The organism is Planotetraspora silvatica (genome assembly GCF_016863315.1).
Lineage (GTDB): Bacteria > Actinomycetota > Actinomycetes > Streptosporangiales > Streptosporangiaceae > Planotetraspora > Planotetraspora silvatica.
Genome location: NZ_BOOQ01000019.1, coordinates 113,852 through 139,820, shown reverse-complemented (window position 1 = coordinate 139,820; position 25,969 = coordinate 113,852). Strand labels below are relative to the sequence as shown.

The following is a 25,969-nucleotide window of genomic DNA, read 5'->3' as shown; positions in this document are numbered from 1 at the left end:
GTGCAGGCCCTGATGGGAGAGCTGATGTTTTCGATCCCGCTGCGTCCCCGCTTCGATCTGGCGCGGGGCGGAAGATGGACGTCCCTCGCCGGCGGGGGACGCGAGTGGCTGTGGTCGCGTCCCGATCCGGACCGGGAGACCGCGGCTCCCGGCGCGGACTTCGTCGACGTGGGCGGCCTGGAGGAGTGCCTTCCCACGGTGCGCGGCCTGCCGGACCACGGCGACGTGTGGAGCCGCCCCTGGGACGGCTCCGCCGCCGACAGTTCCGTACGCGGCGAGGGCTTCGAGTTGCGGCGCACGGTCGCCGAGGAGGCGGGGACGGTGGTGGCGTCCTACCGCCTGTCGGCCGAGCCCGGGTACCCGTTCGTCTGGGCCGCCCATGCCCTGCTCGACCTCGGTGAGGACGCCCGGCTCATCGCTCCTCCCGCGACCCCGGCGAGGGTCTTCCCCGAGGCCGCGCCGATGCTCGGCCGTCCGTGGCCATCCGGCGCCCCCTACCTCGAGGGTCGCTGGCCCGCCCCCCTGGACCTGCCGCTCGACCGGTTCGGCCCGCGAGACGGCACCGCGGTGGGGGCTGTGCTCCGGTGCGGCGCCGTACGGGTGACCGACGGTCCCGACACGCTCAGCCTGCGTGTGGAGGCGCCCGCCGGAGTCCCGGTCTCCGTCGCCCTGTGGCGCAACCTCGGGGGATTCCCCGCGCACGCGCCGTACCGCAGCATCGGCGTGGAGCCCATGCTGGGCGCGGTCTTCGACCTCGCCGAAGCGGGACCGGGGGACGCCGCGGTGGTCCCCGCCTCCGGCGAGCTGACGTGGCGGCTCGTCCTGGCAGCGGAACGGCTGGGCCAGGGGTGAACCGTCCGCCGCGGTGTCAGGGACGTCCAGGCCGGCGGTTCACTGGAAGAGGTTGTTGACCTCGGTGTTGACGGCGGGCAGCGCCGTGCGGGCGTCGGCCTTGCCGAGCATGACGCTCTCGTAGGCGGCCAGGACGAGTTGCTCGACCTTCGCGGCGTTGTCGGTGATCGGGTAGAGGAAGGTGCCCTGTGGGTCGGCGGCCTCGTCCACGAAGGCGCTGACGTCACGCCCTGCGGCCTTGTGCGCGGCCAGGGCCTTGTCGGCGGAGCTGGTGATCGCGGGGAAGACCGCCGCGCTGTCGGCGATCAGGTCCTGGCATTCGGCCGAGCCGAGGAAGCGGACCCACTTCCAGGCCTCGTCCTTGTGCTTGGTGCCGGCGTAGATCGAGTCGGCCAGGCCGTTGATCATCGTCTTGCGTCCCTGCGGGCCGATGGGGAGCGGCGCGAAGGCGAAGTCCTCGCCCCAGCTGGAGATGGTCCAGGAGCCCGTGGTGACCATGGCGGCCTTGCCCGCCTCCATCATCGGGGTGACGCCGAGCTTGCCGGCCTGGTCGTAGGGCGGCATGTAGCCCTTCTTGATCAGCCCGGCGTACCAGTCGATCGTCTCGGCCAGCTTGGGGTCGTCGTAGTTGTACCGGGAGCCGAAGGGGTTCTTGTCGGTGAAGACGAAGCCGTCGCTGGCCGCGAAGTGGCTCCACTGGCCCTGGCCGTAGGCGCCGCCTCCCGTCTCCAGGGCCAGGCCGTAGGTCTTGACGTCGGTCTTGTCGAACGCGGGGTCCAGGCCGTTGCGGCCCTGGCCGTCGATGGTGAGCTTGGCGACCGTCTTCTCGAAGTCGCCGCCGTCAGTGGGGTTCCACGTCCAGGTGGCGAACTCCTTGGGGTCGATCCCGGCCTTCGCCACCTGCTTGGTGTTGTAGACGACCGCGATGGTGTCCCAGTCCTTGGGCAGGCCGTACCTCTTGCCGTCGCGCACCCAGAGGTCGGCCAGGCCCTTCTGGTAGATCGACAGATCGAGCTTGTCGTTCGCGACGTCCTGCTGGATGTCCAGCAGCTGGTTGTTCTTGGCCAGCTCGGGATAGCGGGACAGGTGGTCGGTGAACACGTCGGGCGCGTCGCCCGCGGCCAGCTTGGTGGTCAGGTCCGTCCAGTACTGGTCCCAGCCGGACTGGGTGATCGTGATGTCGATGCCGGGGTTCGCGGCGTGGAAGGCGTCGGCGCACTTCTGGTAGGCGGGTTGCTGCTTGTCGTCCCACAACGCGTAGGTGAGCGTGACCTTCTCGTCGGCCGCGGGAGTCCCCGAGCCGCCGCCGCCGCATGCGGTGACGGCGAGAGTGCTGAGGGTGAGCATGGTCGCGAACAGAGTGCGGCGGGGGGTCTTCATGGTCTCTCCAGGGGGGTTACTTGATGCCGGTGAAACGGATCGAATCGACCAGTCGGCGGCCGAAGAGGATGAGCAGCAGGAGGACGGGCAGGACGGCGAGGGTGGCGCCGGCCATGAGACCCGCCCAGTCGGGGGTGGCGTTGGGCGTCTGCTGCTGGAAGATCGCCATGGCCGTGGTCAGCACCCGGACGTTCTCCTGCTTGGCGATCAGCAGCGGCCACAGGAACTCGTTCCAGGTCTGCACCGCGGTGATGACGGCCAGGGTGAGCAGCGGGCCCCTGTTCATCGGCACGACGACCTGCCAGAAGATGCGCCAGCGGCTCGCGCCGTCGAGCCCGGCCGCCTCCTCGATCTCGCCGGGCACGCTGAGGAAGAACTGACGCAGGAAGAACACCGCGAACGGCGTCATGAAGAAGTACGGCGCGACCAGCCCCCAGAAGGTGTTGACGCCGCCGAGGCTCTTGATGAGCACGAAGTTGGGCAGGACCGTGAAGATCGGCGGGATCATCATCGTGCTGAGGAACAGGTAGAACAGCACGTCCCGCCCGCGGAAGCGCAGCCGGGCGAAGGCGTAGGCGGCCATCGCGCTGAAGGTGACCTGACCGGCGACGACGGCGAAGGCGAACAGCACCGAGTTCCGCAGGTAGAGCCAGAAGTCCATGCTGGCCGCGGTGCCGCCCGCGGCTCGCGCCTCCTCGGGGGAGGCCAGGCCGAGGACCCGCTCGAAATTGATCGGCGTCGGGTCGTCGGGAAGGAACGAGTAACTGCCGTTGAACAGGTTCGCGTTGCCGGTGAGCGCCGTGCGGAGCATCCACCAGAAGGGGAACAGGGTGATCGCGAGCGCTGCGAGGAGACCCACCCAGGCAAGCAGGCGGGCTGGGTTTTTCCGCATGGTTCCGCCTAGGCGAGATCTGAGGTCGAGGCGCGCAACAGCCGCATCTGCAGCAGGGTCAGCGCGACGAGGAACACGATGAGGAAGACCGACATCGCCGAGGCGTAGCCGAACTCGAACTGGGTGAAGGCCTTCTCGTAGATGTAGTAGTAGATGACCCGGGACGCGTTGACCGGCCCGCCCTCCGTGGTCACCGCCACGGTGTCGAAGATCTGGAACGATCCGATCAGGGAGACCACGAGCACCAGCGCGAGCACCGGGCGCAGCAGCGGCAAAGTGATCTGCCGGAACATCCGCCCTTCGCCCGCGCCGTCGATCCTGCCCGCCTCATAGAGGTGCTTGGGGATGAGCTGCATGCCGGCGAACAGCAACAACGCCGTGTAGCCGACGTGCCGCCAGGTGTTGATCGAGGCGATGGTGAGGATGCTCTGGTCGGGGCTGAACAGGAAACCCTGCTTGGACAGCCCGATCTGCTCCATCACGTGGTTGACGAAGCCGACGTTGACATCGAGCAGCCACATCCACAGCAGGGCGATCGTGACGTTCGGCACCAGCCACGGCAGCAGCACCATCGCCCTGATCATGACCGACCTCGTCAGTCTTTCCATCAGGACGGCCAGGCCCAGGGCCAGAACGGTCTGGGTGGCGACGTTGAACACGACGTAGACGCCGGTCACCTTGAGCGCGTTCCAGAACACCCGGTCGCTCAGCACCTCGCCGTAGTTGCCCAGCCCGACGACCTTCGGGTCGGACAGCAGGTTGTAGTCGGTGAAGCTGAACCACAGGCCACGCACGGTCGGCACCAGGTAGAAGGCGGCGAACCCGATCAGCGCGGGTGCGAGGAAGACCAGTGCGATCCTGCCGTGACCACGCTGCCACGACGACCCGGACCGCCGCGCCGTACGGCGTCCGAGTGGCCGCGCCAGGAGGGTGGCGGCCATCACGCCTCCTCGCAGATCTCGACGTCGAGGCCGGCCTCGCGGCACTCGGCCACCGCCTGGACGTCGGCGGAGGCGCCGGTCAACAGCAGATCCGCCTCGTCGATCGGGCAGATGGGGGCCAGTTCGACGCGGCCCACCTTGGAGCCGTCGGCCACGAACATCCGGCGGCCCGCCGAGCGGATCATGGCCTGCTTGAGTTCGGCCTCGGGAAGGTTGAGGTTGGTGAAGCCCGTCCGGGGATGGATTCCGTTGCAGCCCAGGAACAGGGTGTCGGCGTTGATCTGGGCCAGCATGCCCACTCCCAGCGGGTTGACCAGGGAATGTTGCAGCGGGCGCAGGGTGCCGCCGGTGACGATCACGGTGAAGCGGGGGATCGCCCGTTCCAGCTCCAGCGCGATCGCCAGGCCGTTGGTGAAGATCACCACGTCACGCAGGTCGGCGCGCTCGACGAGTGCCCTGGCCACCGCCATCGTGGTGGTGCCGGCCTCGAGGATCACGCTCTCGCCCGAAGTGATGAGCTGCGCGGCGGCCCGGCCGATGAGCGTCTTCTCCGTGGCGGAGGCGTCCATCGCGTCCTCGAAGGAGGACTCGATGAGGCCGCCCGCCCGGCTGGCGGGCAGTGCGCCGGGCCGCGCGTCGGCGAGTGCCCCACCGCGGACCCGTTTGAGCCTGCCCTGCTTCTCCAGGAAATCGAGATCGGCACGGACGGTGACCCTGGAGATGCCGAACGCGTCGGCCAGATCGCCGATACGGACGAAAGTGCGGTCGGCCACGAGGGCCGCGATGCGTTCGCGGCGCCCTTCGGTAGGGACGCCTTCAGGCTCGGGAACCATGGCCGCCATGGTGCTAACACTTTCCAAACCTTGTCAATCGGCAATTTGTAACGCTTATGACACACAAGATCCTTTCTGTTTGGAAAGAGTTTGTTTCTCATTGACAAGCTCGCCCGCGTTCCGCACCATGAGCGACATCGGACGTCGTGAAGGGGAGAACGTGACACTCGGGGCAACGGTCAGACTGCCGATCGAGGACGGCGAGTACTGGTGGGGCGGCGCCGCGGCGGACGGCATCGAGATGCCGTTCACCGACGGTTACCGTGCCGACCTGCGCGACCTGGGCGGCAACCAGGGCATGCCGATGCTCCTGTCCAGCAAGGGACGCTACATCTGGTCCGATCGGCCGTTCGCGATCGAGATGGCCGGAGGCGAGTTGCTGCTGCGCGCGGACGTGTCCGCCGGCATCATCGTCGGCGGCGGCCACGGCGACCTGCCAGGGGTCTACCGGCAACTGGCCGAGGACCGTTTCCCACCGGACGGACGGATGCCCGACCCGCTCCTGTTCACCGCGCCGCAGTACAACCTGTGGATCGAGACCCTCTTCGAGCCGACCCAGCAGAACGTGCTCGGCTACGCCCAGGCCGTGCTGGACCAGGGGTTCCCGCCCGGCATCTTGATGATCGACGATCGCTGGCACGAGGAGTACGGCCAGTGGACCTTCCACACCGGACGCTTCCCCGACCCGGCGGCGATGGTGGCCCGGTTGCACGAGATGGGCTTCAAGGTGATGTTGTGGCTGGTGCCCTACGTCACACCCGACTCGCAGGTCTTCCGCAGGCTGCGCGACGACGGCCTGCTGATCCGTGACCGGCGCGGACGGCCGGCGATCGGCGAGTGGTGGAACGGGTTCGGCGCGGCGCTCGACCTGCTCAAGCCCGAGGCGCTCCGATGGCTCTCGGGAGAACTGCGACGGCTGCGCCAGGACGTCGGCGTGGACGGGTTCAAGTTCGACGGCGGAGAGGCGGCCTTCTACGCCGACCTCGGATGCCCCGATCCCCAGGCGTACACGATCGCCTGGAACCGGTTCGGCCTGCCGTACCCCCTCAACGAGTTCCGCGACGCGTGGCTCGCGGCGGGACTGCCGCTGGCCCAGCGCCAGCGCGACAAGCACCACGCCTGGGACGGCCGCGACGGGCTGGCCAGCCTCATCCCGAACGCGCTTGCCCAGGCGCTCACCGGGCACGCGTACACCTGTCCCGACATGATCGGCGGCGGCGAGTACCAGTCGTTCGGCAGCGCCGACTTCGACCCCGAGCTCTTCGTCCGCTACGCGCAGGCTTCCGCGCTGTTCCCGATGATGCAGTTCTCGGCCGCGCCCTGGCGGTTGCTGCCCGCCGAGCACCTGGACCACTGCAGGGCGGCCGCCACCCTGCACGAACGGTTCGGCCCGGAGATCCTCGCACTGGCCAAGGACTCGTCCCGTACGGGCGACCCGATCATGCGGTCACTGGAGTTCGCCTTCCCCGGACAGGGCTACGAGCGGGTCATCGACCAGTTCCTGCTCGGTCCCGACCTCCTGGTGGCGCCGGTCCTGGTCAAGGGCGCCATCTCACGCGAGGTCGCGCTGCCGCCGGGCGTGTGGCAGGCCGATGACGGCACCCTCCTGCACGGCCCCGACGTCGTGACCGTCAGCGCGCCCCTGTCACGACTGCCCTGGTTCCGCCGCCAAGGCTGACCGGTCACGACCACGCTCGTCGAGTCGGGGAGGGCGCACGAGACGAAGCTCACACGGGGGTGTCGCCGCGTGCGCTGTTCGGTGTGCCGAGTCCCGCCTCCCGCGCCCGGACGATCGCCGTGGGCCGGTCCACGACCTGCAACTTGGCGAAGATGCTCGACACGTTGTTGCGTATCGTCTTCTCGCTGAGAGCGAGCCGGGCGGCGATGACGGCGTTGGAGTGACCGGCCGCGATGAGGTCGAGCACGTCGCGTTCGCGGGAGGACAGGGCCGCGAACGGGTGGGCGCCGCCGCGTGGGCCGGTGGCGAAGAAGTGCGCCATGCGCGTGGCGAGGGCGGCACCGAAGATGGCCTCACCCGCGGCGACCGCGACGACGGCGCGGACGATCTCGTCCGGCGCCGCGCCCTTGAGGATGTAACCGCGGGCGCCGGCGCGCATGGCGGCGAAGACGGAGGTGTCGTCCTCCAGCATGGTGAGCATGAGGACGCCGATCGCGGGCTGCCCGGCCAGGATGCGGCGCGTGGCCTCGACTCCGCTCGTGCCCGGCATCCGGATGTCCATGAGGATGACGTCGGGCCGAGTGTCGGCGCAGATCGCGAGGGCCTCCTCGCCGTCGCCGGCCTCCCCGGCGAACTCGAGGTGCGGGCTCTCCTCGACGAGCGTGCGCAGCCCGGAGCGGAACATCGGGTGGTCGTCGGCGATCGCGACGCGGATCGGCTTGTCGGCGGTCATTCCGGCTCCAACGGGATCGTGGCACGGACCAGGGTGCCGGTGGGGGTCAGGCGCTCGATCGCGCAGAAGCCGCCGAGTTCGGTCGCGCGTTCCCGCATGGACGAGATGCCGACCCCGGCCCGGTACTCCGCGGGAAGCCCAGCGCCGTCGTCGGCGACCTCCAGGTGCAGGGCGCCGTCGATGCGCACCCGGACCGTGCACGTGGCGGCGCGGGCGTGGCGGGCGGAGTTGGTCATCGCCTCCAGGGCGATCCGGTAGGCCGCCACCTCCACGGCGGCGGGCAGGGCCGGAGCCGGGTCCGGGCCGTCGACCGTGATCCCGCCCAGCACGCGTGCGTGTTCGTGGAGCGCGCCGACGAGGCCGAGCTCGTCCAGCGCGGGCGGGCGCAGGCCGTAGACGAGGCGGCGCACCTCGGCGACGGCCTGCTGGGTCTGGCTGGTGAGCTCGTCGAGCTGGCTCGTCGCGGCGGCCGGGTCCGTGGCCAGATGCCTGCGCGCGCGTTGCAGTCCGAGGACCACGCCGGCCAGGCCCGGCCCCAAGCCGTCGTGGAGGTCGCGCCGGAGGCGGCGGCGTTCCTCTTCGGTGGCGGCGATGAGCCGTTCGCGGGAGCGGAGCAGGTCCGCGGTGACCGAGACGGCGTGCCCGGCCGCCGCGATCTGGCCGGCGATCCCGGCGAGCAGCCGCCGCTCCTCCGTGGTGAAGGGACCGCCCGCCTCACGGGGTTCCGCGATGAGCGTTCCGATGGTCTCTCCGGCGAAGACCAGGGGGAACTCTTCTGGCGACGTGCCCGCCGAGCGTCCGGCCGCCGCGACGGTCTCCTCGCCGATCTCGATGGCCACGTGGGGGAGACGCAACACCTCGCGTACGGTTCGCGCGACCGCGGGGAGAACCTCGTCGGAGGCCGCGGCGTCCTCCAGCCGGCGGCCGAGCCGCACCAGTGCCTCGTAGGGGCGGTCGCGATAGCCGTAGACCAGGCGGTTGGCCACCCGCTGCAACAGGTCGCGGAGGGGCAGCGCCACCAGCACGGCGACCGCGACGGCGAGTGGATGGCTCACCGTGTCCGACGCCAGCCGCTCCCCACCGGCGGCGACCGCCAGATACAGACCGATCACCGAGGCGGTCAGCGTGCCGTACACCAGAGTTGTGCTGACGACCAGGCGGGCGTCGAACAGGCCGTACCGCCGGATCGCGATCCACGCGGTCACCGCGAGGCTCACCATGGCGACGGCCTCGTACGGCAATGCGTTGATGCTGTCGTCACTCGCCACGCTGATGGCGAGACAGGTCCACCAGGACGCCGCGATCAGCCAGGCGGCCGGTGTGACGAGCGCCAGAGGGGCGGCGTCGGCGGTGCCGCCGGCCCTGCGCCGCCGCAGGTGGACCGACAGCGCCGTCAGCGTGGTGAGCGGTGCGACCAGGGCGATCGTGCCGCCGAGGCCCTGCGCGAACGCGCCGGCGGGCCCCGGCAGGCCGGTGGGGTTGTCCTGCTCGGGGTGGTCGAGCAGTCCGGGCGCGAAGAGTGTCGAGGCCAGTTGCGCGCCGACGACCGCGGCGCAGGCCCACGACACCGGGCGCCAGCGGCGGGAGGGCAGCCGGCCGTCCGGGAACAGCAGGAGGCCGAAGGTCGGCACGAGCCCCAGGGCGAGCACCCAAGGCCAGCCGTCCAGCCAGCCCGCGAGCCGCGCGCCTTCCAGAGGGACGCCGTACGAGTAAGCCGCCTTCGAGTACAAGTAGGCCCCGATCACCAACGGCATCCCGATTCCGGCGGCCACGAGGATCCAGCCGACGGCGTTGGACGGATCGGCCCGGGCCACCGCGCCGCCCACGATCGGCACGGACAGGAAGCCCACCGCGATGGCCGCGAGCACCAGGTCCAGCGCCTCATGCCGGTGGAGCAGCGCGACGGCCACCGCCGCCAGGGCCAGGAGACCGGCCACGGCGACGGCGGTGCGGGTGACCGCGATGAGGAGTCTGGATCGGTTCATCGAGATCCATTCATACGTCGCGCGAGGCGCCGGCGCATCCTCAGGAGGCCGTGAAGGCCGTCGACGCGACCGGACTCCCCGCCCCGGTGGACACACCGGCCAGACCCTTACGGACCAGAGCCGCCGCGCAGGCGCCGAACGCCACGACCAGCAGGGCGTAGCCGGCGGCCGCCAGCGCCGACGTCCCCGAGGCGTGCCCCGCGATCTCCGCGACAGGCGACACGCACAACGCCACCCCCGCCCACACCGGCACGGCACGTGCCCGGGCGAGCGCGATGCCCAGCAGGATGAACCCGACCGCGTGGCCCAGAAGGTAGGCCACGAGCAGGCCGCTGACCAGCCCGTTCGCCTGGTACGCCGCGACCAGGGCGACGACCCCCGCCTGGTCGGCCCGCAGGGCGGCCTCGTAGTAGAGGGCGTCGCCCGCCACCAGGACGCTCGCGCCGAGCGACGTCAGGAACGCCAGCACCGTTCCCGTGGCGGCGAGCCGGGACCTGCCCGCGACCGCCCCGACGTACAGGACGGCGGGGATCACCAGGATCACCGGAAGGTCCAGCCACAGCGCGAGCCGCATCTCGGGCAGGTGCGCCGCCACCTCGCGGATCTGGTCGGCCGCGGCGGCGTCGCCGCCCAGGACCGGCGTCACCAGGTACTGCGTGAGCTGTCCGATCGAACCCACCAGCAGGCAGGCGACCCCCGCCACGACGCGCCACCTCGAATCAACCATGACGCACTCCCTTCACGAGTTCTCGCACCGAGGATCGGCGCCAGCGCAATCGTGGCAACGGAGGTGATCCCGGAGACAGAGACCGGCGTCCCGCGGGGCGGGGATTCCGGAACGGGAGCGCCGCCGGTGCGCCCCCGTCCGATTCCTTCATGGTGACGGCGCGATCCGCGTCAGCGCGGATCGCGCCGGGCCATCAGGTGAGCTCCTTCACCGCCCGGGCGGCCTCGTCGATGGCGGCGTGGGTGTATCCGAAGGCTCCGGCGTCGGAGTTCGCGATGGTGATGTTCCCGAAGGGCCGGCGAGCGCGGACGAACGGCTGCTCGGCGACGGGCTTGAAGATCACCGGATCGGCGATCGAGTTGTACTCGTACGCGTACCCGTGCGACCAGCGGTTCACGGTGATCGCCATGATGTCCTTGGAGGCGCGGAAGCCGCTCGGGCCGAGAGCACGTTGCATGAGGTCGCGGATCTCGCGTTCGTAGTCGCTGAAGGACGTCTCGAGCAACAGGCGGCGCCCGGCCCTGTGCTGGTCCCGGGTGATCGGCAGGCCGGGTTGGTTCGGCGTCTTGGAGAGCGTGACGACGATCGGCTGGTCGGACCGGCGGGCCGACTCGTAGCCGCCCTGGTGCGTGGGCGTCGCGAGGGAGCAGCTGTCCCAGAACGTGTCGTACGGGGTGACCCGCGAGATGCCGGCCCGTTCCCAGGCCCGCCAGTCCCGGAGGGCGACCCTGGCGTAGACCAGCGGCACCTTGACCCCGTAGCGCATGGCCTCGACCTGGGCGGCCGGGAGGCCGGGGACGATGTAGGAGGCCACGCTGTTCCAGCAGGCCATGACGACGTGCGATCCGCTCACCCGGTACGTCTTGCCGCCGCTGACGTATTCGACGTCGACCGGCCCACGGGTGCCGCGCCGATGCCGCACGTCTGTGGCCATGGCGTTCAGCCGGATCCGCACGTCCGCGCCGGACCGGTCGAGCCTTCCGTAGTCGGCTCTGGCGGTGATGACGCTCTCCATCGTCTGGCGTCCGGAGAACACCCCGGGGACGAGCCGCGACACCAGCAGCCGCGACACCGTGGCGCCGCCGTCGGGGAAGTAGTAGAGCTCCTCGTCGGTCGTGGTCAGGGACATCGCCGGCGTTCGCCCGATGCCGTTGTACGGAGTCGGCTCGAGCCCGAGCCCCTTGAAGCCGGGAAGGCCGGTTCCCCAGCAGTCTCCGGCGGGGACCGCCTCGATGCCGGTTCCCCACAACCCGTGCGTACGGCGCTGGTAGAAGACGAGCGCCTCCTCGCCGACGCCCACGTGGCGGCGCAGGTAGTCCGCGTAGCTGATCCGGGCGAGGCGCTGCTTCTTGTCCGCGTCGCTGAGTCCGGGGAAGTAGTCCTCTGTCGTGTTCTCCACTTTGAGGATGTCCGCGCGCGCCGTCTCCGACAGCGGCAGCCGGGCGATCAACGTGCTGAGCGGTTCGCTCGCGCCTCGCTTGACCAGCGTGTCGGCGCCGAAGCTCTCCTCCGGGAAGAAGTAGCCGGTGCCGAGCCCCTTCGACGTGTAGTAGCCGGTGTCGACGCCCTCGGCGAGTTTCGCGAAGTCGATGCCGAGGTCCTCCATGAGGTTCAGCGAGGGGGAGTTCCACGTGTCGGGGCTGTCGAGGTTGACCATGCCGCCGTTGCTCAGCAGCATGCGGCCCTGGACGCGGAACTCGTTGCGATGCTGGTGGCCGCCGAAGTCCGCGAGGGCCTCGAGGACCAGGACGCGAGCGCGGGAGCCGAAGGCCTTCCGATAGAAATACGCGGCGGCCAGGCCGCTCACGCCGCCGCCCACGACCACGAGGTCATACTGTTCACGCAGGTCACGAGCCGGTCCGGGGTGGGCGCCGCCGAAGGTGACATTGTGGCCGACGGTCCGTGCGGCGTCCGTCTGGCCGACGACGCCGTTGCTGCCCGGCGGATACGCGGAACCGCCACCGTGCCCGCTGGACGCGTGCGCCGCGCCCCCCGGCAACGCCGCGGTCAGCGCCGCCGCGCCGCCGCCCACCAGCATTCCGTTCAGAAGGTCCCGCCGGGTGATTCCCCGCTTCATGCCCAACTCGTCGTCGGTGAACTTGGCCACGTGGCACCTCGCCATGTCGTGATGATCGACGGATGCTGCGGACGCTAGAAGCACATAACGACTCAGTCAATGAATCATTCGAGATATCCGAAAATGACGACGAAATCCGTATTTCGGAGCCGTGGCAACGACGGATAACCAGGGTTATTCCGGTCTTGACCAATTTTGCGGTGCGAGGTACGCGCGCGAGACAAGGCTGGAGCCGACTCCGGGCTCCAGCCACGCTCTCCCGACGAAGGCGACGGCGCCCGCGGCCTCAGCGGATGAGTGAGCGGGCCGTGGGCGCCAGCCGCAGAGACTGGGGGGGCGCGGCCTGCGCGCGCTCGATGTCCGAAAGGATCCCGTCCTGTACGAGGGGACGGGCCAGCACGTCGGCGACGTGTCGGCGGTGAGCGGCTTCGTCCGCGTACGAGGTGAAGACCGCGGCGATGTTCTCCCCGGTGCGGACCGGAAGTCTGGGAAATGTGTTGGGGGCTGTCTCCGTGGTGAGCACGGCGAGCGAAGCGGGCCCCGCACTGTTCAGTGCGGGAACGAGACCGTTCCGGATCAGCTCTGTGCCGTCCTGACGGCTTGGCGGGAAGTGCCACAGCGTGGCAGCCACGAACCGGTCCGGTGCCGCGGCGCCGACCTGCGGCCGTTCGGACGGGGACGGCACCGCGAAACCGCTGTCGGCCGGCAGGGGCCGCAGCAGCAGGACGTTGTCGGAATCAACCATGGTGTCGTTGGCCTGGGGGCCGTGTGCGGCCCAGACCGGCCCGCCGTAGAAGGCCGACAGCGCCTCTCGCCGGGTCTCCATGTTCTGGAAGCCGCGCAGCCATATGAAGCGGTCAGGGTCGTCAAGGTCCCGGAACTGGCCGAGGATGATCATCCCGGTCTCTTCCTGGGTTTCGATGAACTCCCGCTCGAACAACTCGATGAGCTCCTCGCGGCGGCCGGGGCGCAGTGTGTACTGGCGAAGCTCAAGTACAGCGGGATGGCCTGCGGGGCCGGTTCTGGTCACAGCGAGCTCCAGGTTTCACGTTCTTCGCGTTCGGTCCGCGCCGGGTGGGACGGCCAGGACCGACGGTAGGGGGCTTGCGTGCCAGAAGCTGTCAGTGTTTAGGAGCAAAATCCTCCTATGTCTGCCGACCGGTTGTTGTCGATGTTGCTGTTGCTCCAGACACGTGGCCGTATGTCCGCCCGGCGGCTGGCCGATGAGCTGGGGGTCTCCGTGCGGACCGCCTACCGTGATCTGGATCGCCTACAGGCCGCCGGGGTCCCGCTCTACGCCGAGCATGGCCGCGCCGGCGGCTACCAGCTGCTCGACGGCTACCGCACCCGCCTCACCGGGCTGAGCGAGGGCGAGGCCCGGGTGCTGTTCCTCGCCGGCCTGCCCGCGCCCGCCGCCGACCTCGGACTCGCCGCGGAAGTCACCGCGGCGCGGGTGAAGTTGCTGGCCGCGCTGCCCGTCGCCCTGCGTGAAGAGGCGACGCGGACCGACGCGGTGTTCCACCTGGATGCTCCCGGTTGGTACAGGGAAGTGGAGGTGACGCCGCATCTACCGCTGCTCGTGGACTCGTTGTTCGGACGGCGTGCGGTGGACGTCCGATACCGCCGGTGGCGCGAACCACAGGAGGTGAACCGCAGACTGCGCCCCTACGGCCTCGTGCTCAAGTCGGGCACGTGGTACCTCGTGGCTGCGGCTCAGGGTCGAACCGCCACCTACCGGGTCACCCAGGTCCTCGACGCGGTGCTGAGCGACGAGCGCTTCGACCGGCCGGAGGGCTTCGTCCTGAGTGAATACTGGTCGTCCTACCTGGACGACTTCCATGCGCGTCGCTATACGGGCACGGCCACCATCCGGTTGTCCCCCCGGGGGCATGAACGGCTGGCCGCCAATGTCCCCCCGGAGGTGGTGCGGTCCTTCGACTCCACGGCGACCGCGGTCGACGGCGACGACTGGATCGAGGCGGTCATCCCCATCGAGAGCGTCGAGCATGCCTGCGGCGAACTGCTGAGACTCGGTGTCGATGTCGAGGTCGTCGCACCCCTGGAACTGCGTCAGATGATGGCGGACACCGTGCGCGTACTTGCCCGGGCCTATGGACTCGGCTGAGCCGGAGGAAAGTCCGCCGCAGGACCTGACGCGTGGCGGGGATGACGGCGGTCAGCATGTAGAGGGGGTCGTCACCCGCGACGGCGAAGCTGTGCAGGCGCGCCAGCGGGGTGAGGCCGAGCTTCGCGGCGGTCTCGCCGGTGGTGATCAGGACCGCGGCGCTGCCGTCGTTGATCTGGCTCGCGTTGGCGGCGGTGACGTTCCAGGCGATCTGGGGGAACCGCCGGGCGACGTCCTCGTCGTAGTAGGCGGGCCGGAGGCCGGCGAGGGTCCGCAGGTCGCTGCCTTGGCCGGCTCAGTAGCGGGTCGTGCTCTCCAGCAGAGGCGGGTAGACGGACGACTTCTGGCCGTCGACGGTGGCGCCCGAGTACTTGAGCATGGGCGCGACCCGGCGGTTGAGTTCGGCGGGGAAGTTCAGCGTGGGGGCCGACGCCTCGTCCAGGCGGGCGGTCTGCTCCTCGGTCAGCCGCACCTCCAGCCCGGCGAGGTTCGCCTCGAGGTGGTCGAGCCGGCGGGGCCCGATGATCGTGGAGGTGACGCCGGGGCGGTTCTGCACCCAGGCGAGCGCGACCGCGGCGGAGCTCGCACCGGCCTCCTCGGCGACGGCGGCGAGTGCGTCGATCACAGTGAACTGGGCCTCGCTGGGCGCGCCGAGCACCGCCGAGCGCCTGGTGCCGGCGGGGATGCCGTTGCCGCGGGTGTACGTCCCGGACAGGTAACCGCTCTTGAGCGGGCTCCAGGGGAGCACGCCCATGCCGGCGTCCTGCGCCAGCGGGATCAGCTCGCCCTCGATCGTGCGCTCCAGCAGGGAGTACTCCATCTGAAGTGCGGTGATCGGCGTCCAGCCGCGCAGCAGGGCCATGGTGTGCGCCTTCGCGGTGAACCAGGCCGGAGTGTCGGAGAAGCCCACGTATCGGATCTTGCCCGCGGTGACGAGGTCGTCCAGCGTCCGCAGAGTCTCCTCCACGGGCGTGGACCAGTCGTAGTTGTGCAGCCAGTAGAGGTCGATGTAATCCGTCCGCAGGCGGCGCAGCGAGTCCTCCACCTGCCCGAAGATCGCCTTGCGGCCCGCGCCGCCGCCGTTCGGGTCGCCCACGTGCAGATTGCAGAAGAACTTGGTCGCCAGGACGACGCGGTCGCGCAGCCCGGGGCGCTGGGCGAAGAAATCGCCGATGATCTTCTCCGAGTGGCCGTTCGTGTAGAAGTTGGCGGTGTCGACGAAGTTCCCGCCGCGGTCGAGGTAGGTCTGCAGGATCTTCTGCGACTCCTCGACGCCGCAGCCCATCCCGCCGTCCTCGCCGAAGTTCATCGCCCCCAGGCAGAAAGGACTCACCTTGAGGCCGGAGTGACCGAGGCTCACGTAGGAATCGAGCGCCATGCTTGTGCTCCTGTACTCGTGGGTGGAAACCAGCCCTTCGAGTAAAGCGGCATGACCTGCGCAAACGTTAGATCGATACTGCCGGTGTCTTGCACGATCCTGTCGACTTCGGCGGGACCGGGATGGAAGGCTCCGCGCTCGATGCTTGAATCGAACGTGTCCCTGGACGAGCTGCGTTCCCTGATCACCCGCCATGCCGGGCGATCCGGCCCCGCCGTCGGCGGCCTGCTGCTGTCGGCGGCCGACAAGCCGTCCCCTCCCACGGCAACCGTCGCCGAGCCCACGCTCGCCGTGGTCGCGCAAGGCGCGAAACGTCTCACTCTGGGCGACCGGATCTACGACTACGGTGCGGGCCAGTACCTGGTGGTCTCGGTCGGCCTGCCCGTGACCGGCCAACTCGCGCAGGCCAGTCCGGAGCGGCCCTTCCTCGGCTGCGGCCTCACTCTCAGCCCGGCCGTCATCGCGTCGCTCATCTTGGAGGCCGGGCCCGCCGCGCACACGCGTGAGCCGGGCCGAAGATCCGAGACTCCGCGGGGTGTCGCGGTCAGCGACGCCCCGGACGACCTCCTCGACGCGATGGTGCGGATGGTCAGACTGCTCGGCCGCCCGGCCGACGCGCCGGTGCTGGCACCGATGATCGAGCGGGAGATCCACTGGCGGCTGCTCACCGGCGAGCAGGGGGCGACGGTCCGCCAGATCGGCCTCGCCGACAGCCGCCTGTCCCACGTCGGCCGCGCCATCCGATGGATCCGCGACCACCACGCGGAGGCGATCCGCGTGGACGACCTCGCGGGGATTTCGGGGATGAGCGCGTCGGCGTTCCACCGGCACTTCCGCGCCGTCACCGCGATGACGCCCATCCAGTACCAGAAGCGCATTCGCCTGCAGGAGGCCCGGCTGCTGCTCCTCAGCGGTTCGCGGGATGTGGCCGCCGTCGGGTTCACGGTCGGCTACGACAGCGCGTCGCAGTTCAGCCGCGAGTACCGCCGGCTGTTCGGCGTGCCGCCGGGGCAGGACGCCGCACGGCTGCGGCAGCAGGCCGGGGATCTCAGCTGCACCCCGTCACCGGTGTGACGAGCGCGATCAGGCCCGTGCGGGGCCCTGCGGGAACCCGCTGGTGGCGATCCCGTGGGCGGCGAGCTCCGCCACGAGCCGGGCCGGCTCGTCGGGCGTGATCACCGGCACGATCCTGCGGCCGAGATCGATGACGAGCGCGGCCTTCTTCTGGGATCGGCCGAAATCGAGGTTGAGCCAGTGCACGAAGTCGCCGGAACCCCAGATCCGCAGGCTTCCGTGGGGGAGCGGCATCCACCGCACCCCACGGATGCCGGAGAGCGGGATCCGCTTGGCCGACCCGAAGGGGAAGTAGTACCTGTTGATGATCAACTCTGCGTCAGTACACGTCACCAGGCCGTCGTCGTACACAGCAGGATGATAGGACGCCGTTGAAGGGCGGCGGCCCGGCTGGTGCGGCCGCCGGTTCAGCCGACCGCGGTACGGGAAGCCGGGCCGGCGACGGACGTGGACGTCGCGTCGACCGGCACCGCCGGAACGCGCAACAGGCGGGCGGCCCAACCGGGCAACCACCAGTTCCACCGGCCGAACAGCGACACCGTGGCCGGCACCAGCAGGCTGCGGACCACTGTCGCGTCGAGCAGAATGCCCGCGCCCAGTCCGGTCGCCAGGATTTTGATGTCGGTGCCCGGCGCCGTGGCCAGCGAGACAAAGGCAAGGAACAGGATCAGCGCGGCGCTGGTGACCAGCCTGCCGGTACGGCCGAGGCCTTCGACGATCGCTGTGCGGGTGTCCGCGGTGCGGTCGTACTCCTCCCGCATCCGGGCGAGGATGAATACCTCGTAGTCCATGGAGAGCCCGTAGAGGAAGGCGAAGCCCATCAGCGGTACCCAGAAGGTGATCGCGCCGGTGGCCGGTACCCCCCAGATGGCATGTGAGCCGTGGCCGTTCTGCCATACGAGGACCAGCACTCCATAGCTGGCGGCCAGGGACAGCAGGTTGAGCACGACCGCCTTGAGCGCCAGCAACACTGAGCGGAACGCCCGGGTCAGCAGGACGAAGGTGATCAGTCCGATGAGTGCGAGCAGCAGCGGGAACGGTCCGTAGAGCACGTTTTCGGCGTCCTGCTCCAATACGCCCAGCCCGCCCACCTGCGCGCCAGGCACACGGTGCAGCACATCGCGTACCCGGGTGATGGTGGCCTTACCGGCGTCGCTGCTCGCCTCGTCGCCAGGCAGCACGACCAGCAGCCGCGTCGCGGCCTGGTGCCACGCGGGGTCGGATGGCGCGACCGCCGCGAAGGTGCCGGGCAGGCCGTCCAGCGTCGACGGTGGCTGCGCGCCGGCGGGGATGAGCACTTCGATGGGGGTCAGCACGCCGCTGGGTATCCCGGCCCGGGTCAGGTCGGCCAGTCCGGCTGCGGCGGCCGGCCGGGCCGAGCGAGCGAGCGCGGCGCTGTGGGCGTCGCCGAGCTTGATGTCCGAACCGGCGACGGCCAAACCGCCGAGGACCATCAGCGCGCCGGCGGCGGCGAGCCAGCGGGCGCGGACGACACCACCGGCCCACGCCCGCCAGACGCGGCTGGCCGACTCCTCCCGGCGTACCCGGGGCCAATCCACTCGGTGCCCGACAGCGGCCAGCAGCACCGGCAGCAGGGTGAGGGTGACCAGCACGCTGACCAGGGGGACGAGCATCCCGCCATATCCGACGCTGCGCATGAAGGGTACGGGCAGAACCACCAGCGCGATCAGCCCGATGGCCACGGTCACCCCGCTGAACAGCACGGCCCGCCCGGCACTGGCCATCGCGCGGTGTACCGCCTCGTCGCCGGAGTAGCCGTGGGCCCGCTCCTCCCGCCATCGGGTGACCAGCAGGAGCGAGTAGTCGATGGCCACGCCCAGGCCGATCAGCGCGACCAGGAACTGGACGATGAAGCTCACGTCGGAGACCTGGGTCAGCCCGAGCACGATGAGGAACGTGGTGAGGATCGACACGGCCGCCACCAGCAGCGGTACCAGGGCCAGAAACGAGCCGAAGACGAAGGCCAGCACCATGAGCGCACCGAGCCCACCGATCAGCGTCTCGGTCAGAACACTGCTGCCCGAGCCGGTGTCGTCCGCGGTGGACAGCTCGCTGATTCCGGTCACGTGCACCGTCGCGCCCGCCGGGAGGACGCTCGCCATCGCCCGGGTGATCTGCCCGCCGTAGTCGGGTGTGGACGCGCCACGGGCGGGCGGTGTGAAGACCAGTCCGAAGACGGTCCGCCCGTCGGCGCCGACGAACCGGTGGTCGCCGGTGGAGGGATAGGACACCACCCGCATCCGCGGGGTGACGGCCGCCGCGTTGAACGCCTGCTCGACCGCCGGGTCGTCGGCGGTGGTTCCGTCGGGGAGGACGATCACGGGAACCAGCGGATATGTGCCGGCTCCCGTGCCGTAGGCGGTCAGGATGGCGTGGTTCGCCTTGTCGCCGGCCGCGTTCGGAAAGGAGAAGTCGTGGGACAGGTGGCCCGACAGCTGGCCGGAGGCCGCGCCACCGGCAAGGAAGAGCACGAGCCAGGACAGTGTCACCGCCAGCTTGTGGCGGAGTACGAAGCGGGAGAACTGGATGATGGCCGGGCTGCGGACTTCGGCGCCGGTGCTCATGCTCGCGACGCCCCGGGGTGGACGGCCTCGTTCAGCCCGTCGTTCACCGCGTTGTGGCGCTCGTGATGGTCGACCCGATGGTGGCCTTGGTAACCGTTCCAGGCATCGGCCTGATGGTCGTCGACGATGACCGGCATCGCATCTCCTGTGGTGATGACATGGGTGGATAGGGCGTCGATGGATGGCATGGCGGCCGGGTGCGGGGGCATGCGGTGCCCGATGGCCGGGTCAGTTTCCGATCGAGATCGCGGCATTGATCGGGTCGTGATCGACCAGGCAACGCAGGATGCAGTCGGCGAGATCGGCGCGCGAGATGCGCATCCCGCCGCGCACGTTGCGGTCGACGGCGCTGCGATAGTCAGCGGTTCGGGGCCCGTCCGTGAGCATCGGCGGACGCACGATCGTCCACTCCAGATCACTGGCGCGGATGACATCCTCCATCCGGCGCTTGTCGGCGATGGTGTGCTTGAGCACCTTGCCCAGCATCGGTTTGAGGATCAGGCGGGTCATTGGTCCGTCGCCGTCGGTGGTGAGGGTGCCGGCGCTGACCACGACGAGTCGTCGCACGCCTTCGGTGTGCATGGCCTTGATGATGCTGAGCGTGCTGTCCGTGCAGACGGTGGTCGGCACCCGCCCGTCACGGGAGCCCAGCGCCGACACCACGGCGTCACGCCCGTCGATGGCCGGGCCGATCGCGGCGGGGTCCATCACGTCGGCCTGCAGCACCGTCAGGTGGGGATGCGATTCGGTGAGCCGGGCCGGGTCCCGCACCACCGCGGTGACCTCATGGCCCGCGTCGCAGGCCTGCCGGATCACCTGACCGCCGGTGCCTCCGGTCGCCCCGAAGAGCGTGATCTTCATGCGTTTCCCTCTTTCAACCGGTGGTGCTGTGATCGCGGCACGCCGGCTCGGGATTCCTCAACGGGTGACGAAGTCCCCCAGCCGGCGCTCCACCCGCGCCGTCCGTGTGATGAGGTCACGATGTCGGCCGCAAGCGGTCCCGGTCGTCAGACAGGGGAGGGCTTTGCCGCTACCACGGGCGGCGTAGGCCGGCGGATTCCACATCCGGTCAGGGATGTAGTGCTGAGCACTGCCGCGCGTTCAGGCGGCTACGGGTTCACCGTGGGTACGGTCGCACCGGGCGCGGTGAGGGCTGCGAGCAGCGTCGCCGCGATGATCCGCGCCGCGTCATCGGTGTCCAGCGCGCCGGCGGCGCTGTCTTCGGCTGCGGCATGCATCAGGCTGAACACGACCGTGACGAGCCACTCCTCGGGGAGGTCGTCGCGAAAGACGCCGGCCTGTCGCCCGCGGTCGATGATCGTCTGGACGCGATGCAGGATCCGGTCGTGGACGGCGCGGATCCGTTCTGCGGGAAGTTCGCGCTGGGCGGCCTGAAGCACGGACCGGAACCGGTGGACGATCTGCCATGAGGCGCCGACGAGTCGGGTCAGCGCCTGGCGCGGGTCACCGGCCGTGTCGGTCGCGTCGAGAATGGCGTCAGCCTGCTCCACGGTGCGCGTCAGCACAGCGTCGACGAGGTCTGCGCGGGTGCTGAAGTGCCCGTAGAGCGTGACCCGGCCGACACCGGCCGCCTTGGCGATGTCGGCGACGCTGGCGTCGGCGTCACGGGAGAGAAGCAGCACGGCCGCGTCCAGGATGGACGCGATGTTGCGCCGGGCGTCGGCCCGCCGCTCCATGAGCGGCGCCGCTGGGCGCTGCGGGGACCTGGGCCCGGCGCCGCGCGGTGTGGCTGCCATCCCTGACTCCTGTGAGCTGAAGGTCGCCGAGTAACTCGAACAGTCTAGTTCGTGTTGTCCTCGCGACACCCGCGTTCTCGTCCTGTGGGCGACGGCGCGGAAGGAGCCAGAAATGTCCGGCCCCTCCTGGTGGCCGCGTACCGCTTCGCCATGGCTTGAGTTAAGTCGAACACCCGTGTAGGAGTTAATGCTAGCGTTTAACCCGAACAGACATGTTCAAGTTAGTTCCGCGGAGGCCGATCGTGTACGCGGCGGCCGTTGACACAGAGGAGGGAGCAGGCCATGGCGGCTATGTCACCGTTGCCCATCTCCAACGACCGGGAGCACGCCGAATCGCCTGACGCGCGGCGGTGGTGGCTGCTGGGGCTGTTGAGCGTCGCACAGTTCATGCTCGTTCTCGACGTGACCGTCGTGAACGTGGCGCTGCCCGACATCGGCGTCGACCTGGCGCTGCACCGGGGGATCATGCCGTGGGTGCTGACGACGTACACGTTGGTCTTCGGCGGTCTCATGCTGCTCGGCGGCCGCGCCACCGACATGTTCGGTGCCCGCCGGGTGCTCCTCGGCGGTCTGGCGATCTTCGTTGTCGCGTCGCTGGTCAGCGGACTCGCGGCCGACGCGGCGATGCTGCTGGCCGGTCGTGCGGCGCAGGGCGTCGGGGCGGCGTTGATGTCACCGGCAGCGCTGTCGATGGTCACCACGACCTTCGCCGGCAAGGACCGCGCAAGGGCACTGGGCATATGGGCGGCGATCGCCGGTGCGGGTTCGGCCCTGGGCGTGATTCTCGGCGGCCTGCTGACGTCTGGCCCGGGCTGGCGGTGGGTGTTCTTCATCAACGTGCCGGCCGGGCTGATCGTCCTGGCGCTGACGCCCATGGTGATTCCCGCCAGGTGGCGACACCGGTCCGGGCCGGTCCAGGTGGATGCGGCCGGGGCGCTCTCGGTCACCCTCGCCACCGGCGCCGCCATATACGGGCTGGTCAACGTCGGCGGACACGGTTGGCTCGCGGTGTCGACGCTCGTGCCGTTGGCCGTGGCGGTTCTGCTGTACGGGGTGTTCGTGCTGGTCGAGCGCGTGGCCGTCGCACCGCTGATGCCGTTGCGGGTGCTGACCGGTCGTCCGGTGGTGGCCGGGGTGATGCTGATGCTGGTCGCCACCGGCCTGTTGGTGGGCGCGTTCTACCTCGGGTCGTTCTACCTCCAGCGCCTTCATGGCTACAGCGCTGCGGGGACCGGTCTGGCCTTCCTGCCGATCGCGCTCTGCACGATCATCGGGGCCCACGGCGGCAGCCAGGCCGTCACGAAGCTCGACGGGCGCGTGCTCGCCGCGGGCGCGTTGGCAGTCGCCGCGCTCGGTTCCGGGCTGGCGGCCGCCGCGGGCGGCCCGGTCGGTCTGGTCGCCGGGCTCAGCGTGGCAGCGATCGGTGTCGGCGCCGCGCTGGTCACGGCGGTCACCGCGGCGCTGAGCGGGGTCGTCCCCGACGAGGCGGGCACACGCTCGGGAATCGTGAACACCTTCCACGAACTCGGCGGCGCGCTCGGGGTCGCCGTCCTGTCCAGCGTCGCCGTCGGCGGCGTGACCGGCGACATCAGCACGTCCGGGGTCGCCCACGCCTTCACGGTCAGTGCTGTCGCGGCCGTGGTCGCCGCCGTGCTGGCCGCGATCATCGTGCCCGCAGGCGTCGCACCCGCCGGTGCGATTCCGCACACCCACTAGTGCCACGCGTCAACTGCGCACCGCATACCTGACACCCACGCCCATGAGTCGCGTGCCCGAACACAGAGCCCACCTGCACGCAGGCGAATCGACGGCACATCGGTCTGAACCAGCAGATGAGGAGAACAACGATGACTGTCCACCACTCGGCGCAAGGTGCCGTGACGCCTCGCGGCCGCCTTCGTCAAGGCGATGCCGAAGACGACACTCGGCATGTACGGATGATGGTGAAGATAACCGCGATGATCGGGGGGCCGCTGTTCCTGCTCACCGTCATACTGCACCCGGCGCGCGACGGGCACGCCATTGCGGCGCACGCCGAGTGGTACGCGTTCACCCATTCCATGGAAGCGATCAGCCTGCTGGTGCAGGCGACCTGCCTGGCCGGTGTGCTGGCTCTGGGCATGCGCGGGTTCGGTCCGCGAGGACTCGCGGCGCTGTACACCGCTCTTGCCGGGACCATGTTCTGGTTCGGTCTCATCATCTTCGACGGCGGCCACAACCCGGTGGCGGCCAAGTACGCGCCCGACATCGTGCACACGTCCGCGGATCTCGACATCGAGGGCAGCATCATCGTGCTGGCGGCGAATGTCCTCTTTCCTCTGGGGTACGTGCTGCTCGCCCTTCTGCTCAACCGGTACGGCCAGCGGTGGACCGGTCTGCTGCTGGGATTCGGTGGCGTGGTGTACGCGCTCGGTGGCACTGCGGCGCTGTTCGGCTTCGGGCCGCATTCAATGATCACATCGCTCTTCGAGATCATCGGTGCCGCACCGTACGCGCTTGGATATGTCCTGCTCGGCAGCACCTTCGGGCGGGGCCGGCACCTGTCCGGCCAGCCGCACCTGCGTGAGCGCGAGTAGGAGCGGCCGGTCAGGTCAGGGCGCGCAGCGCCGTCAGGGTCCTGCCGCCGCGGGGATCGTCGGGGACGCTGACGGGGACGAGCGCGACCTCGTCGACGCCGGCGGCCGCGTACTCCTCGAGGCGGGCACGTACGGCGTCGCCGTCCCCGACGAGTCCGACCGCCGCGACCAGCTCATCCGGGATCTCGGCGAGCAGGTCACGCGGGTGCGGCCGGGTCCTGGCGAATCGCACCAGATCCTCGAAGCCGGCCTCGCCGAACATCTCGCCGTATCCGGGGGCGGCGAGATAGCCGACGACGGCCCGGCGGATCTGCTCCAGCGCCGCCTCGGACGGGTCGACGGCCGCGGTCACCCAGGCGGCCACCCTCGGCGCGGCACGGTCCGCCTGCTCGGCCTCGTCCCGCATCCGCTCGACGAGGACCGCGGCGGAACGCGGGGTGATGAGGTTCAGCACCATCCGGTCGGCGTGGAGGGCGGCGGTGCGCACCGCCGCCGGTCCGAACGCCGCGACGGTGAGCTCGGACTCGGGCGCGGGCAGCCGCAGGTGATAACCGCGGGTCCGCACCACCTCGCCCTCGAACGTGGTCTTGTGCCCGTCGAGCAACTGCCGCAGCGCGACCGCCGACTCCCGCAGGGCCGTGCCCGCCCGTCGCCGGTCGCGGCCGTGCCAGCCGGCGACGACGACGTCGCTGGAGGTGCCGATGGCGACGCCGATCCGCCTGCCGGTGAGGCCGGCGACCGAGGCCGCCCCGCGGGCGATGGTCATCGGGTCGCGCACGGAGACGGGCAGCGGGCCGAGGGTCAGCGCGATCGCCCCGGTGACGCCGGCGATCCGGACGGCCAGGGCGAACGCGTCGTACGTGGCCATCTCGCCGATCCACAGCTCGCCGTACCCGAGCCGGTCGGCGGTCTCGGCGGTGAGCAGCGCCTCCTCCGGAGGGCGGTCCTGCCAGTAGCCCAGGGACACCGAGAGATGGGGGATCGTCACGCGACACGCTCCAGGACGGTCAGGTTTGGCGACATGGAGAATACGCGGGCGTCCGGCATCGAGGTCATTCGCGCAGGCGGCGGACCTTGACGACGTTGTCCGTCCGCGTGGCGGGGCTTCCGTCGGGGGCGGTCTGGAACCGCTCGTGTTCCTCGCAGAGCAGGACCTCCCACTGCCCGTCCGGGAGACGGAGGGCTTCGAGGACCTCCTCCGGCGACGGCAGCACCACGTGGGCATGCTCGTGATCCCAGGGGGGAGGTCCCGAATGGCCGACGACCAGCAGCACGCCGCCGGGTGCGACGGCCGCGGCCGCGGTCCGCAGGATCCGCTCCCGCGGCATGTCCCCGAGCGAGTGCAGGAAATGGGCGGAGACGAGATCGAACTCGCCGGCGGGGAAGGACGCGCCGAGATCGTGGTGCTGCCAGTCGACGAGGTCGGCGACGCCCGCGGACTCCGCGTGCCGGGCGGCGCGGCTGAGGACGACGCGGGATATGTCGGTGGCGGTCACGTGCCACCCTCGCCGGGCGAGCCAGATCGCGTCGGCTCCCTCGCCGCATCCCAGGTCCAGTGCCCTGCCCGGCTCGAGATCGGTGACTTCGCGGACCAGGATGACATTGGGGTTCCCGCTCCAGACCTGCTCGTCGTGCCCGTAGCGGGCGTCCCAGAACTCCTCATCCGACATGGTGTCCTCGGTCATCGGTGTCCGTCCTCCCGTGCGTTCTGTTGAGACCACGAATGCTCCACCTGGACGGCGGAAGTTGACAAACCTGCTTGCCGGACCGGCAAATAGAGGGATGGAAGAAGACGACCTCGCGAGCGTGCTGACGGCGGTGGGCCCGCGACTGCGCGCCCTCCGCCGGGAGAGGGACACCACGTTGGCCCAGCTGAGCGAGACGACCGGCATCTCGCTCAGCACGCTGTCCCGACTGGAGTCCGGGCAGCGCAAACCGACTCTGGAACTGCTGTTGCCTCTGGCGAAGGCTTACGGCGTGCAATTGGACGAACTGGTCGGCGCGCCGGCGACCGGCGACCCCCGCGTCCACATGCGTCCCTTCACCCGGAACGGCAGAACCTTCGTGCCGCTGACCCGTCAGTCCGGCGGGCTCCTCGCCTACAAGGCGATCATCCCCGGGGGAGGCGCGGAGTGCGGAGATCTGGAGCAGAAGGTCCACGAAGGCTACGAGTGGCTCTATGTGCTCTCCGGCCGGCTGCGCTTGGTCCTCGGCGAACACGACCTCGTCCTCGCCGCCGGGGAGGTCGCCGAGTTCGACACCCGCGTGCCGCACGCGTTCGCCAACGCCGGATCCCGGCCGGTCGAGGTCCTCATGCTGTTCGGCCCGCAGGGGGAGCGGCTGCACGTGCGGGCCCGCCCGAAGGGTTCCTGACGT

25 protein-coding genes are annotated in these 25,969 nt (G+C 70.0%); 8 read left to right on the top strand and 17 right to left on the bottom strand.

Going from position 1 to position 25,969, the window contains the following annotated elements; all coding sequences use genetic code 11:
* The first annotated feature begins 24 nt into the window (after positions 1-24).
* Positions 25-852, top strand: coding sequence for a hypothetical protein (locus Psi02_RS15300; protein WP_203974625.1), 828 nt, complete (start codon positions 25-27; stop codon positions 850-852).
* 39 nt (positions 853-891) lie between these two features.
* Here the strand turns inward: Psi02_RS15300 and Psi02_RS15295 are convergent, their stop codons facing one another.
* The 4 genes from Psi02_RS15295 to Psi02_RS15280 are packed head-to-tail and all read right to left on the bottom strand — an operon-like array spanning position 892 to position 4,898.
* Positions 892-2,232, bottom strand: coding sequence for an ABC transporter substrate-binding protein (locus Psi02_RS15295; protein ID WP_203974623.1), 1,341 nt, complete (start codon positions 2,230-2,232; stop codon positions 892-894).
* 16 nt (positions 2,233-2,248) lie between these two features.
* Positions 2,249-3,124 carry a carbohydrate ABC transporter permease gene (locus tag Psi02_RS15290; protein WP_203974622.1) on the bottom strand — a complete coding sequence of 292 codons (876 nt, stop codon included), beginning with the start codon at positions 3,122-3,124 and terminating at the stop codon, positions 2,249-2,251.
* An 8-nt stretch (positions 3,125-3,132) separates the two neighbouring features.
* Positions 3,133-4,065 carry a carbohydrate ABC transporter permease gene (locus Psi02_RS15285; protein WP_203974620.1) on the bottom strand — a complete coding sequence of 311 codons (933 nt, stop codon included), beginning with the start codon at positions 4,063-4,065 and terminating at the stop codon, positions 3,133-3,135.
* Complete coding sequence (locus tag Psi02_RS15280; RefSeq protein WP_203974618.1) at positions 4,065-4,898, bottom strand: DeoR/GlpR family DNA-binding transcription regulator; 834 nt, start codon at positions 4,896-4,898, stop codon at positions 4,065-4,067. The genes Psi02_RS15285 and Psi02_RS15280 overlap by 1 nt, the downstream gene beginning before the upstream one ends.
* Before the next feature lie 160 nt (positions 4,899-5,058).
* On the opposite strand from Psi02_RS15280, the gene Psi02_RS15275 reads away from it, so the two are divergent.
* Positions 5,059-6,576, top strand: a complete 1,518-nt coding sequence (locus Psi02_RS15275; RefSeq protein WP_203974617.1) for a glycoside hydrolase family 31 protein — start codon at positions 5,059-5,061, stop codon at positions 6,574-6,576.
* A 49-nt stretch (positions 6,577-6,625) separates the two neighbouring features.
* On the opposite strand, the gene Psi02_RS15270 is transcribed toward Psi02_RS15275, so the two are convergent.
* The 5 genes from Psi02_RS15270 to Psi02_RS15250 all read right to left on the bottom strand — a co-directional run bounded on the left by Psi02_RS15270 (position 6,626) and on the right by Psi02_RS15250 (position 13,128).
* Complete coding sequence (locus Psi02_RS15270) at positions 6,626-7,309, bottom strand: response regulator (RefSeq protein WP_203974615.1); 684 nt, start codon at positions 7,307-7,309, stop codon at positions 6,626-6,628.
* Positions 7,306-9,294, bottom strand: a complete 1,989-nt coding sequence (locus tag Psi02_RS15265) for a sensor histidine kinase (protein WP_203974613.1) — start codon at positions 9,292-9,294, stop codon at positions 7,306-7,308. The genes Psi02_RS15270 and Psi02_RS15265 overlap by 4 nt, the downstream gene beginning before the upstream one ends.
* Before the next feature lie 40 nt (positions 9,295-9,334).
* Positions 9,335-10,021: a hypothetical protein gene (locus Psi02_RS15260; protein WP_203974611.1), complete on the bottom strand. Its 687-nt coding sequence runs from the start codon at positions 10,019-10,021 to the stop codon at positions 9,335-9,337.
* 193 nt (positions 10,022-10,214) lie between these two features.
* Positions 10,215-12,143, bottom strand: a complete 1,929-nt coding sequence (locus Psi02_RS15255; RefSeq protein ID WP_203974609.1) for an NAD(P)-binding protein — start codon at positions 12,141-12,143, stop codon at positions 10,215-10,217.
* A gap of 241 nt (positions 12,144-12,384) precedes the next feature.
* Positions 12,385-13,128, bottom strand: a complete 744-nt coding sequence (locus Psi02_RS15250) for an NIPSNAP family protein (protein WP_203974607.1) — start codon at positions 13,126-13,128, stop codon at positions 12,385-12,387.
* A gap of 117 nt (positions 13,129-13,245) precedes the next feature.
* Between Psi02_RS15250 and Psi02_RS15245 the strand changes: the two genes are divergently transcribed.
* Together Psi02_RS15245 and Psi02_RS40710 are read left to right on the top strand one after the other, a co-directional pair.
* Complete coding sequence (locus Psi02_RS15245; RefSeq protein ID WP_203974605.1) at positions 13,246-14,223, top strand: helix-turn-helix transcriptional regulator; 978 nt, start codon at positions 13,246-13,248, stop codon at positions 14,221-14,223.
* Positions 14,224-14,333: 110 nt separating this feature from the next.
* On the top strand, positions 14,334-14,468 hold the full coding sequence (locus Psi02_RS40710; protein ID WP_275415197.1) for a hypothetical protein: 135 nt from the start codon (positions 14,334-14,336) through the stop codon (positions 14,466-14,468).
* A gap of 50 nt (positions 14,469-14,518) precedes the next feature.
* On the opposite strand, the gene Psi02_RS15240 is transcribed toward Psi02_RS40710, so the two are convergent.
* The gene (locus Psi02_RS15240; protein WP_203974603.1) at positions 14,519-15,601 is read right to left on the bottom strand and encodes an aldo/keto reductase; all 1,083 of its coding nucleotides are present in this window, start codon (positions 15,599-15,601) and stop codon (positions 14,519-14,521) included.
* 141 nt (positions 15,602-15,742) lie between these two features.
* Here Psi02_RS15240 and Psi02_RS15235 point away from each other — a divergent pair, with 141 nt between their 5' ends.
* The gene (locus tag Psi02_RS15235; protein ID WP_239094904.1) at positions 15,743-16,675 is read left to right on the top strand and encodes an AraC family transcriptional regulator; all 933 of its coding nucleotides are present in this window, start codon (positions 15,743-15,745) and stop codon (positions 16,673-16,675) included.
* 9 nt (positions 16,676-16,684) lie between these two features.
* On the opposite strand, the gene Psi02_RS15230 is transcribed toward Psi02_RS15235, so the two are convergent.
* From Psi02_RS15230 to Psi02_RS15210, 5 genes are all read right to left on the bottom strand, one after another.
* Positions 16,685-17,026 (bottom strand): PH domain-containing protein, encoded by a 342-nt coding sequence (locus Psi02_RS15230; RefSeq protein ID WP_203974601.1) that lies wholly within the window; start codon positions 17,024-17,026, stop codon positions 16,685-16,687.
* Positions 17,027-17,082: 56 nt separating this feature from the next.
* Positions 17,083-19,260 (bottom strand): MMPL family transporter, encoded by a 2,178-nt coding sequence (locus tag Psi02_RS15225; protein ID WP_203974599.1) that lies wholly within the window; start codon positions 19,258-19,260, stop codon positions 17,083-17,085.
* Positions 19,257-19,397 carry a hypothetical protein gene (locus Psi02_RS15220; RefSeq protein WP_203974597.1) on the bottom strand — a complete coding sequence of 47 codons (141 nt, stop codon included), beginning with the start codon at positions 19,395-19,397 and terminating at the stop codon, positions 19,257-19,259. Before Psi02_RS15220 ends, Psi02_RS15225 begins: the two co-directional genes overlap by 4 nt.
* A gap of 91 nt (positions 19,398-19,488) precedes the next feature.
* Positions 19,489-20,121 carry an NAD(P)-dependent oxidoreductase gene (locus Psi02_RS15215; protein WP_203974595.1) on the bottom strand — a complete coding sequence of 211 codons (633 nt, stop codon included), beginning with the start codon at positions 20,119-20,121 and terminating at the stop codon, positions 19,489-19,491.
* A gap of 248 nt (positions 20,122-20,369) precedes the next feature.
* Positions 20,370-21,017 (bottom strand): TetR/AcrR family transcriptional regulator, encoded by a 648-nt coding sequence (locus Psi02_RS15210; protein ID WP_203974593.1) that lies wholly within the window; start codon positions 21,015-21,017, stop codon positions 20,370-20,372.
* A gap of 282 nt (positions 21,018-21,299) precedes the next feature.
* Between Psi02_RS15210 and Psi02_RS15205 the strand changes: the two genes are divergently transcribed.
* Together Psi02_RS15205 and Psi02_RS15200 are read left to right on the top strand one after the other, a co-directional pair.
* Positions 21,300-22,733, top strand: coding sequence for an MFS transporter (locus Psi02_RS15205; RefSeq protein WP_239094902.1), 1,434 nt, complete (start codon positions 21,300-21,302; stop codon positions 22,731-22,733).
* Between the two features lie 242 nt (positions 22,734-22,975).
* The gene (locus Psi02_RS15200; protein ID WP_203974591.1) at positions 22,976-23,593 is read left to right on the top strand and encodes a hypothetical protein; all 618 of its coding nucleotides are present in this window, start codon (positions 22,976-22,978) and stop codon (positions 23,591-23,593) included.
* Positions 23,594-23,603: 10 nt separating this feature from the next.
* On the opposite strand, the gene Psi02_RS15195 is transcribed toward Psi02_RS15200, so the two are convergent.
* Together Psi02_RS15195 and Psi02_RS15190 are read right to left on the bottom strand one after the other, a co-directional pair.
* The gene (locus Psi02_RS15195; RefSeq protein WP_203974590.1) at positions 23,604-24,581 is read right to left on the bottom strand and encodes an LLM class F420-dependent oxidoreductase; all 978 of its coding nucleotides are present in this window, start codon (positions 24,579-24,581) and stop codon (positions 23,604-23,606) included.
* Positions 24,582-24,645: 64 nt separating this feature from the next.
* Positions 24,646-25,278: a class I SAM-dependent methyltransferase gene (locus Psi02_RS15190; protein WP_203974588.1), complete on the bottom strand. Its 633-nt coding sequence runs from the start codon at positions 25,276-25,278 to the stop codon at positions 24,646-24,648.
* Positions 25,279-25,375: 97 nt separating this feature from the next.
* Between Psi02_RS15190 and Psi02_RS15185 the strand changes: the two genes are divergently transcribed.
* Positions 25,376-25,966: a helix-turn-helix domain-containing protein gene (locus Psi02_RS15185; RefSeq protein ID WP_203974587.1), complete on the top strand. Its 591-nt coding sequence runs from the start codon at positions 25,376-25,378 to the stop codon at positions 25,964-25,966.
* The last annotated feature ends 3 nt before the right edge of the window (positions 25,967-25,969 follow it).

Excerpts from the sequence above, each read along its gene's own strand:
- Psi02_RS15260 (WP_203974611.1), bottom strand. The coding sequence starts at position 10,021 with ATGGTTGATTCGAGGTGGCGCGTCGTGGCGGGGGTCGCCTGCCTGCTG.
- Psi02_RS15205 (WP_239094902.1), top strand. The coding sequence starts at position 21,300 with ATGGCGGCTATGTCACCGTTGCCCATCTCCAACGACCGGGAGCACGCC.
- Psi02_RS15265 (WP_203974613.1), bottom strand. The coding sequence starts at position 9,294 with ATGAACCGATCCAGACTCCTCATCGCGGTCACCCGCACCGCCGTCGCC.
- Psi02_RS15215 (WP_203974595.1), bottom strand. The coding sequence starts at position 20,121 with ATGAAGATCACGCTCTTCGGGGCGACCGGAGGCACCGGCGGTCAGGTG.
- Psi02_RS15255 (WP_203974609.1), bottom strand. The coding sequence starts at position 12,143 with ATGGCGAGGTGCCACGTGGCCAAGTTCACCGACGACGAGTTGGGCATG.
- Psi02_RS15285 (WP_203974620.1), bottom strand. The coding sequence starts at position 4,065 with ATGGCCGCCACCCTCCTGGCGCGGCCACTCGGACGCCGTACGGCGCGG.
- Psi02_RS15240 (WP_203974603.1), bottom strand. The coding sequence starts at position 15,601 with ATGGCGCTCGATTCCTACGTGAGCCTCGGTCACTCCGGCCTCAAGGTG.
- Psi02_RS15235 (WP_239094904.1), top strand. The coding sequence starts at position 15,743 with ATGCTTGAATCGAACGTGTCCCTGGACGAGCTGCGTTCCCTGATCACC.
- Psi02_RS15185 (WP_203974587.1), top strand. The coding sequence starts at position 25,376 with ATGGAAGAAGACGACCTCGCGAGCGTGCTGACGGCGGTGGGCCCGCGA.
- Psi02_RS15295 (WP_203974623.1), bottom strand. The coding sequence starts at position 2,232 with ATGAAGACCCCCCGCCGCACTCTGTTCGCGACCATGCTCACCCTCAGC.
- Psi02_RS15280 (WP_203974618.1), bottom strand. The coding sequence starts at position 4,898 with ATGGTTCCCGAGCCTGAAGGCGTCCCTACCGAAGGGCGCCGCGAACGC.
- Psi02_RS15210 (WP_203974593.1), bottom strand. The coding sequence starts at position 21,017 with ATGGCAGCCACACCGCGCGGCGCCGGGCCCAGGTCCCCGCAGCGCCCA.
- Psi02_RS15190 (WP_203974588.1), bottom strand. The coding sequence starts at position 25,278 with ATGACCGAGGACACCATGTCGGATGAGGAGTTCTGGGACGCCCGCTAC.
- Psi02_RS15220 (WP_203974597.1), bottom strand. The coding sequence starts at position 19,397 with ATGCCGGTCATCGTCGACGACCATCAGGCCGATGCCTGGAACGGTTAC.
- Psi02_RS15300 (WP_203974625.1), top strand. The coding sequence starts at position 25 with ATGTTTTCGATCCCGCTGCGTCCCCGCTTCGATCTGGCGCGGGGCGGA.
- Psi02_RS15245 (WP_203974605.1), top strand. The coding sequence starts at position 13,246 with ATGTCTGCCGACCGGTTGTTGTCGATGTTGCTGTTGCTCCAGACACGT.
- Psi02_RS15200 (WP_203974591.1), top strand. The coding sequence starts at position 22,976 with ATGATCGGGGGGCCGCTGTTCCTGCTCACCGTCATACTGCACCCGGCG.
- Psi02_RS15290 (WP_203974622.1), bottom strand. The coding sequence starts at position 3,124 with ATGCGGAAAAACCCAGCCCGCCTGCTTGCCTGGGTGGGTCTCCTCGCA.
- Psi02_RS15225 (WP_203974599.1), bottom strand. The coding sequence starts at position 19,260 with ATGAGCACCGGCGCCGAAGTCCGCAGCCCGGCCATCATCCAGTTCTCC.
- Psi02_RS15270 (WP_203974615.1), bottom strand. The coding sequence starts at position 7,309 with ATGACCGCCGACAAGCCGATCCGCGTCGCGATCGCCGACGACCACCCG.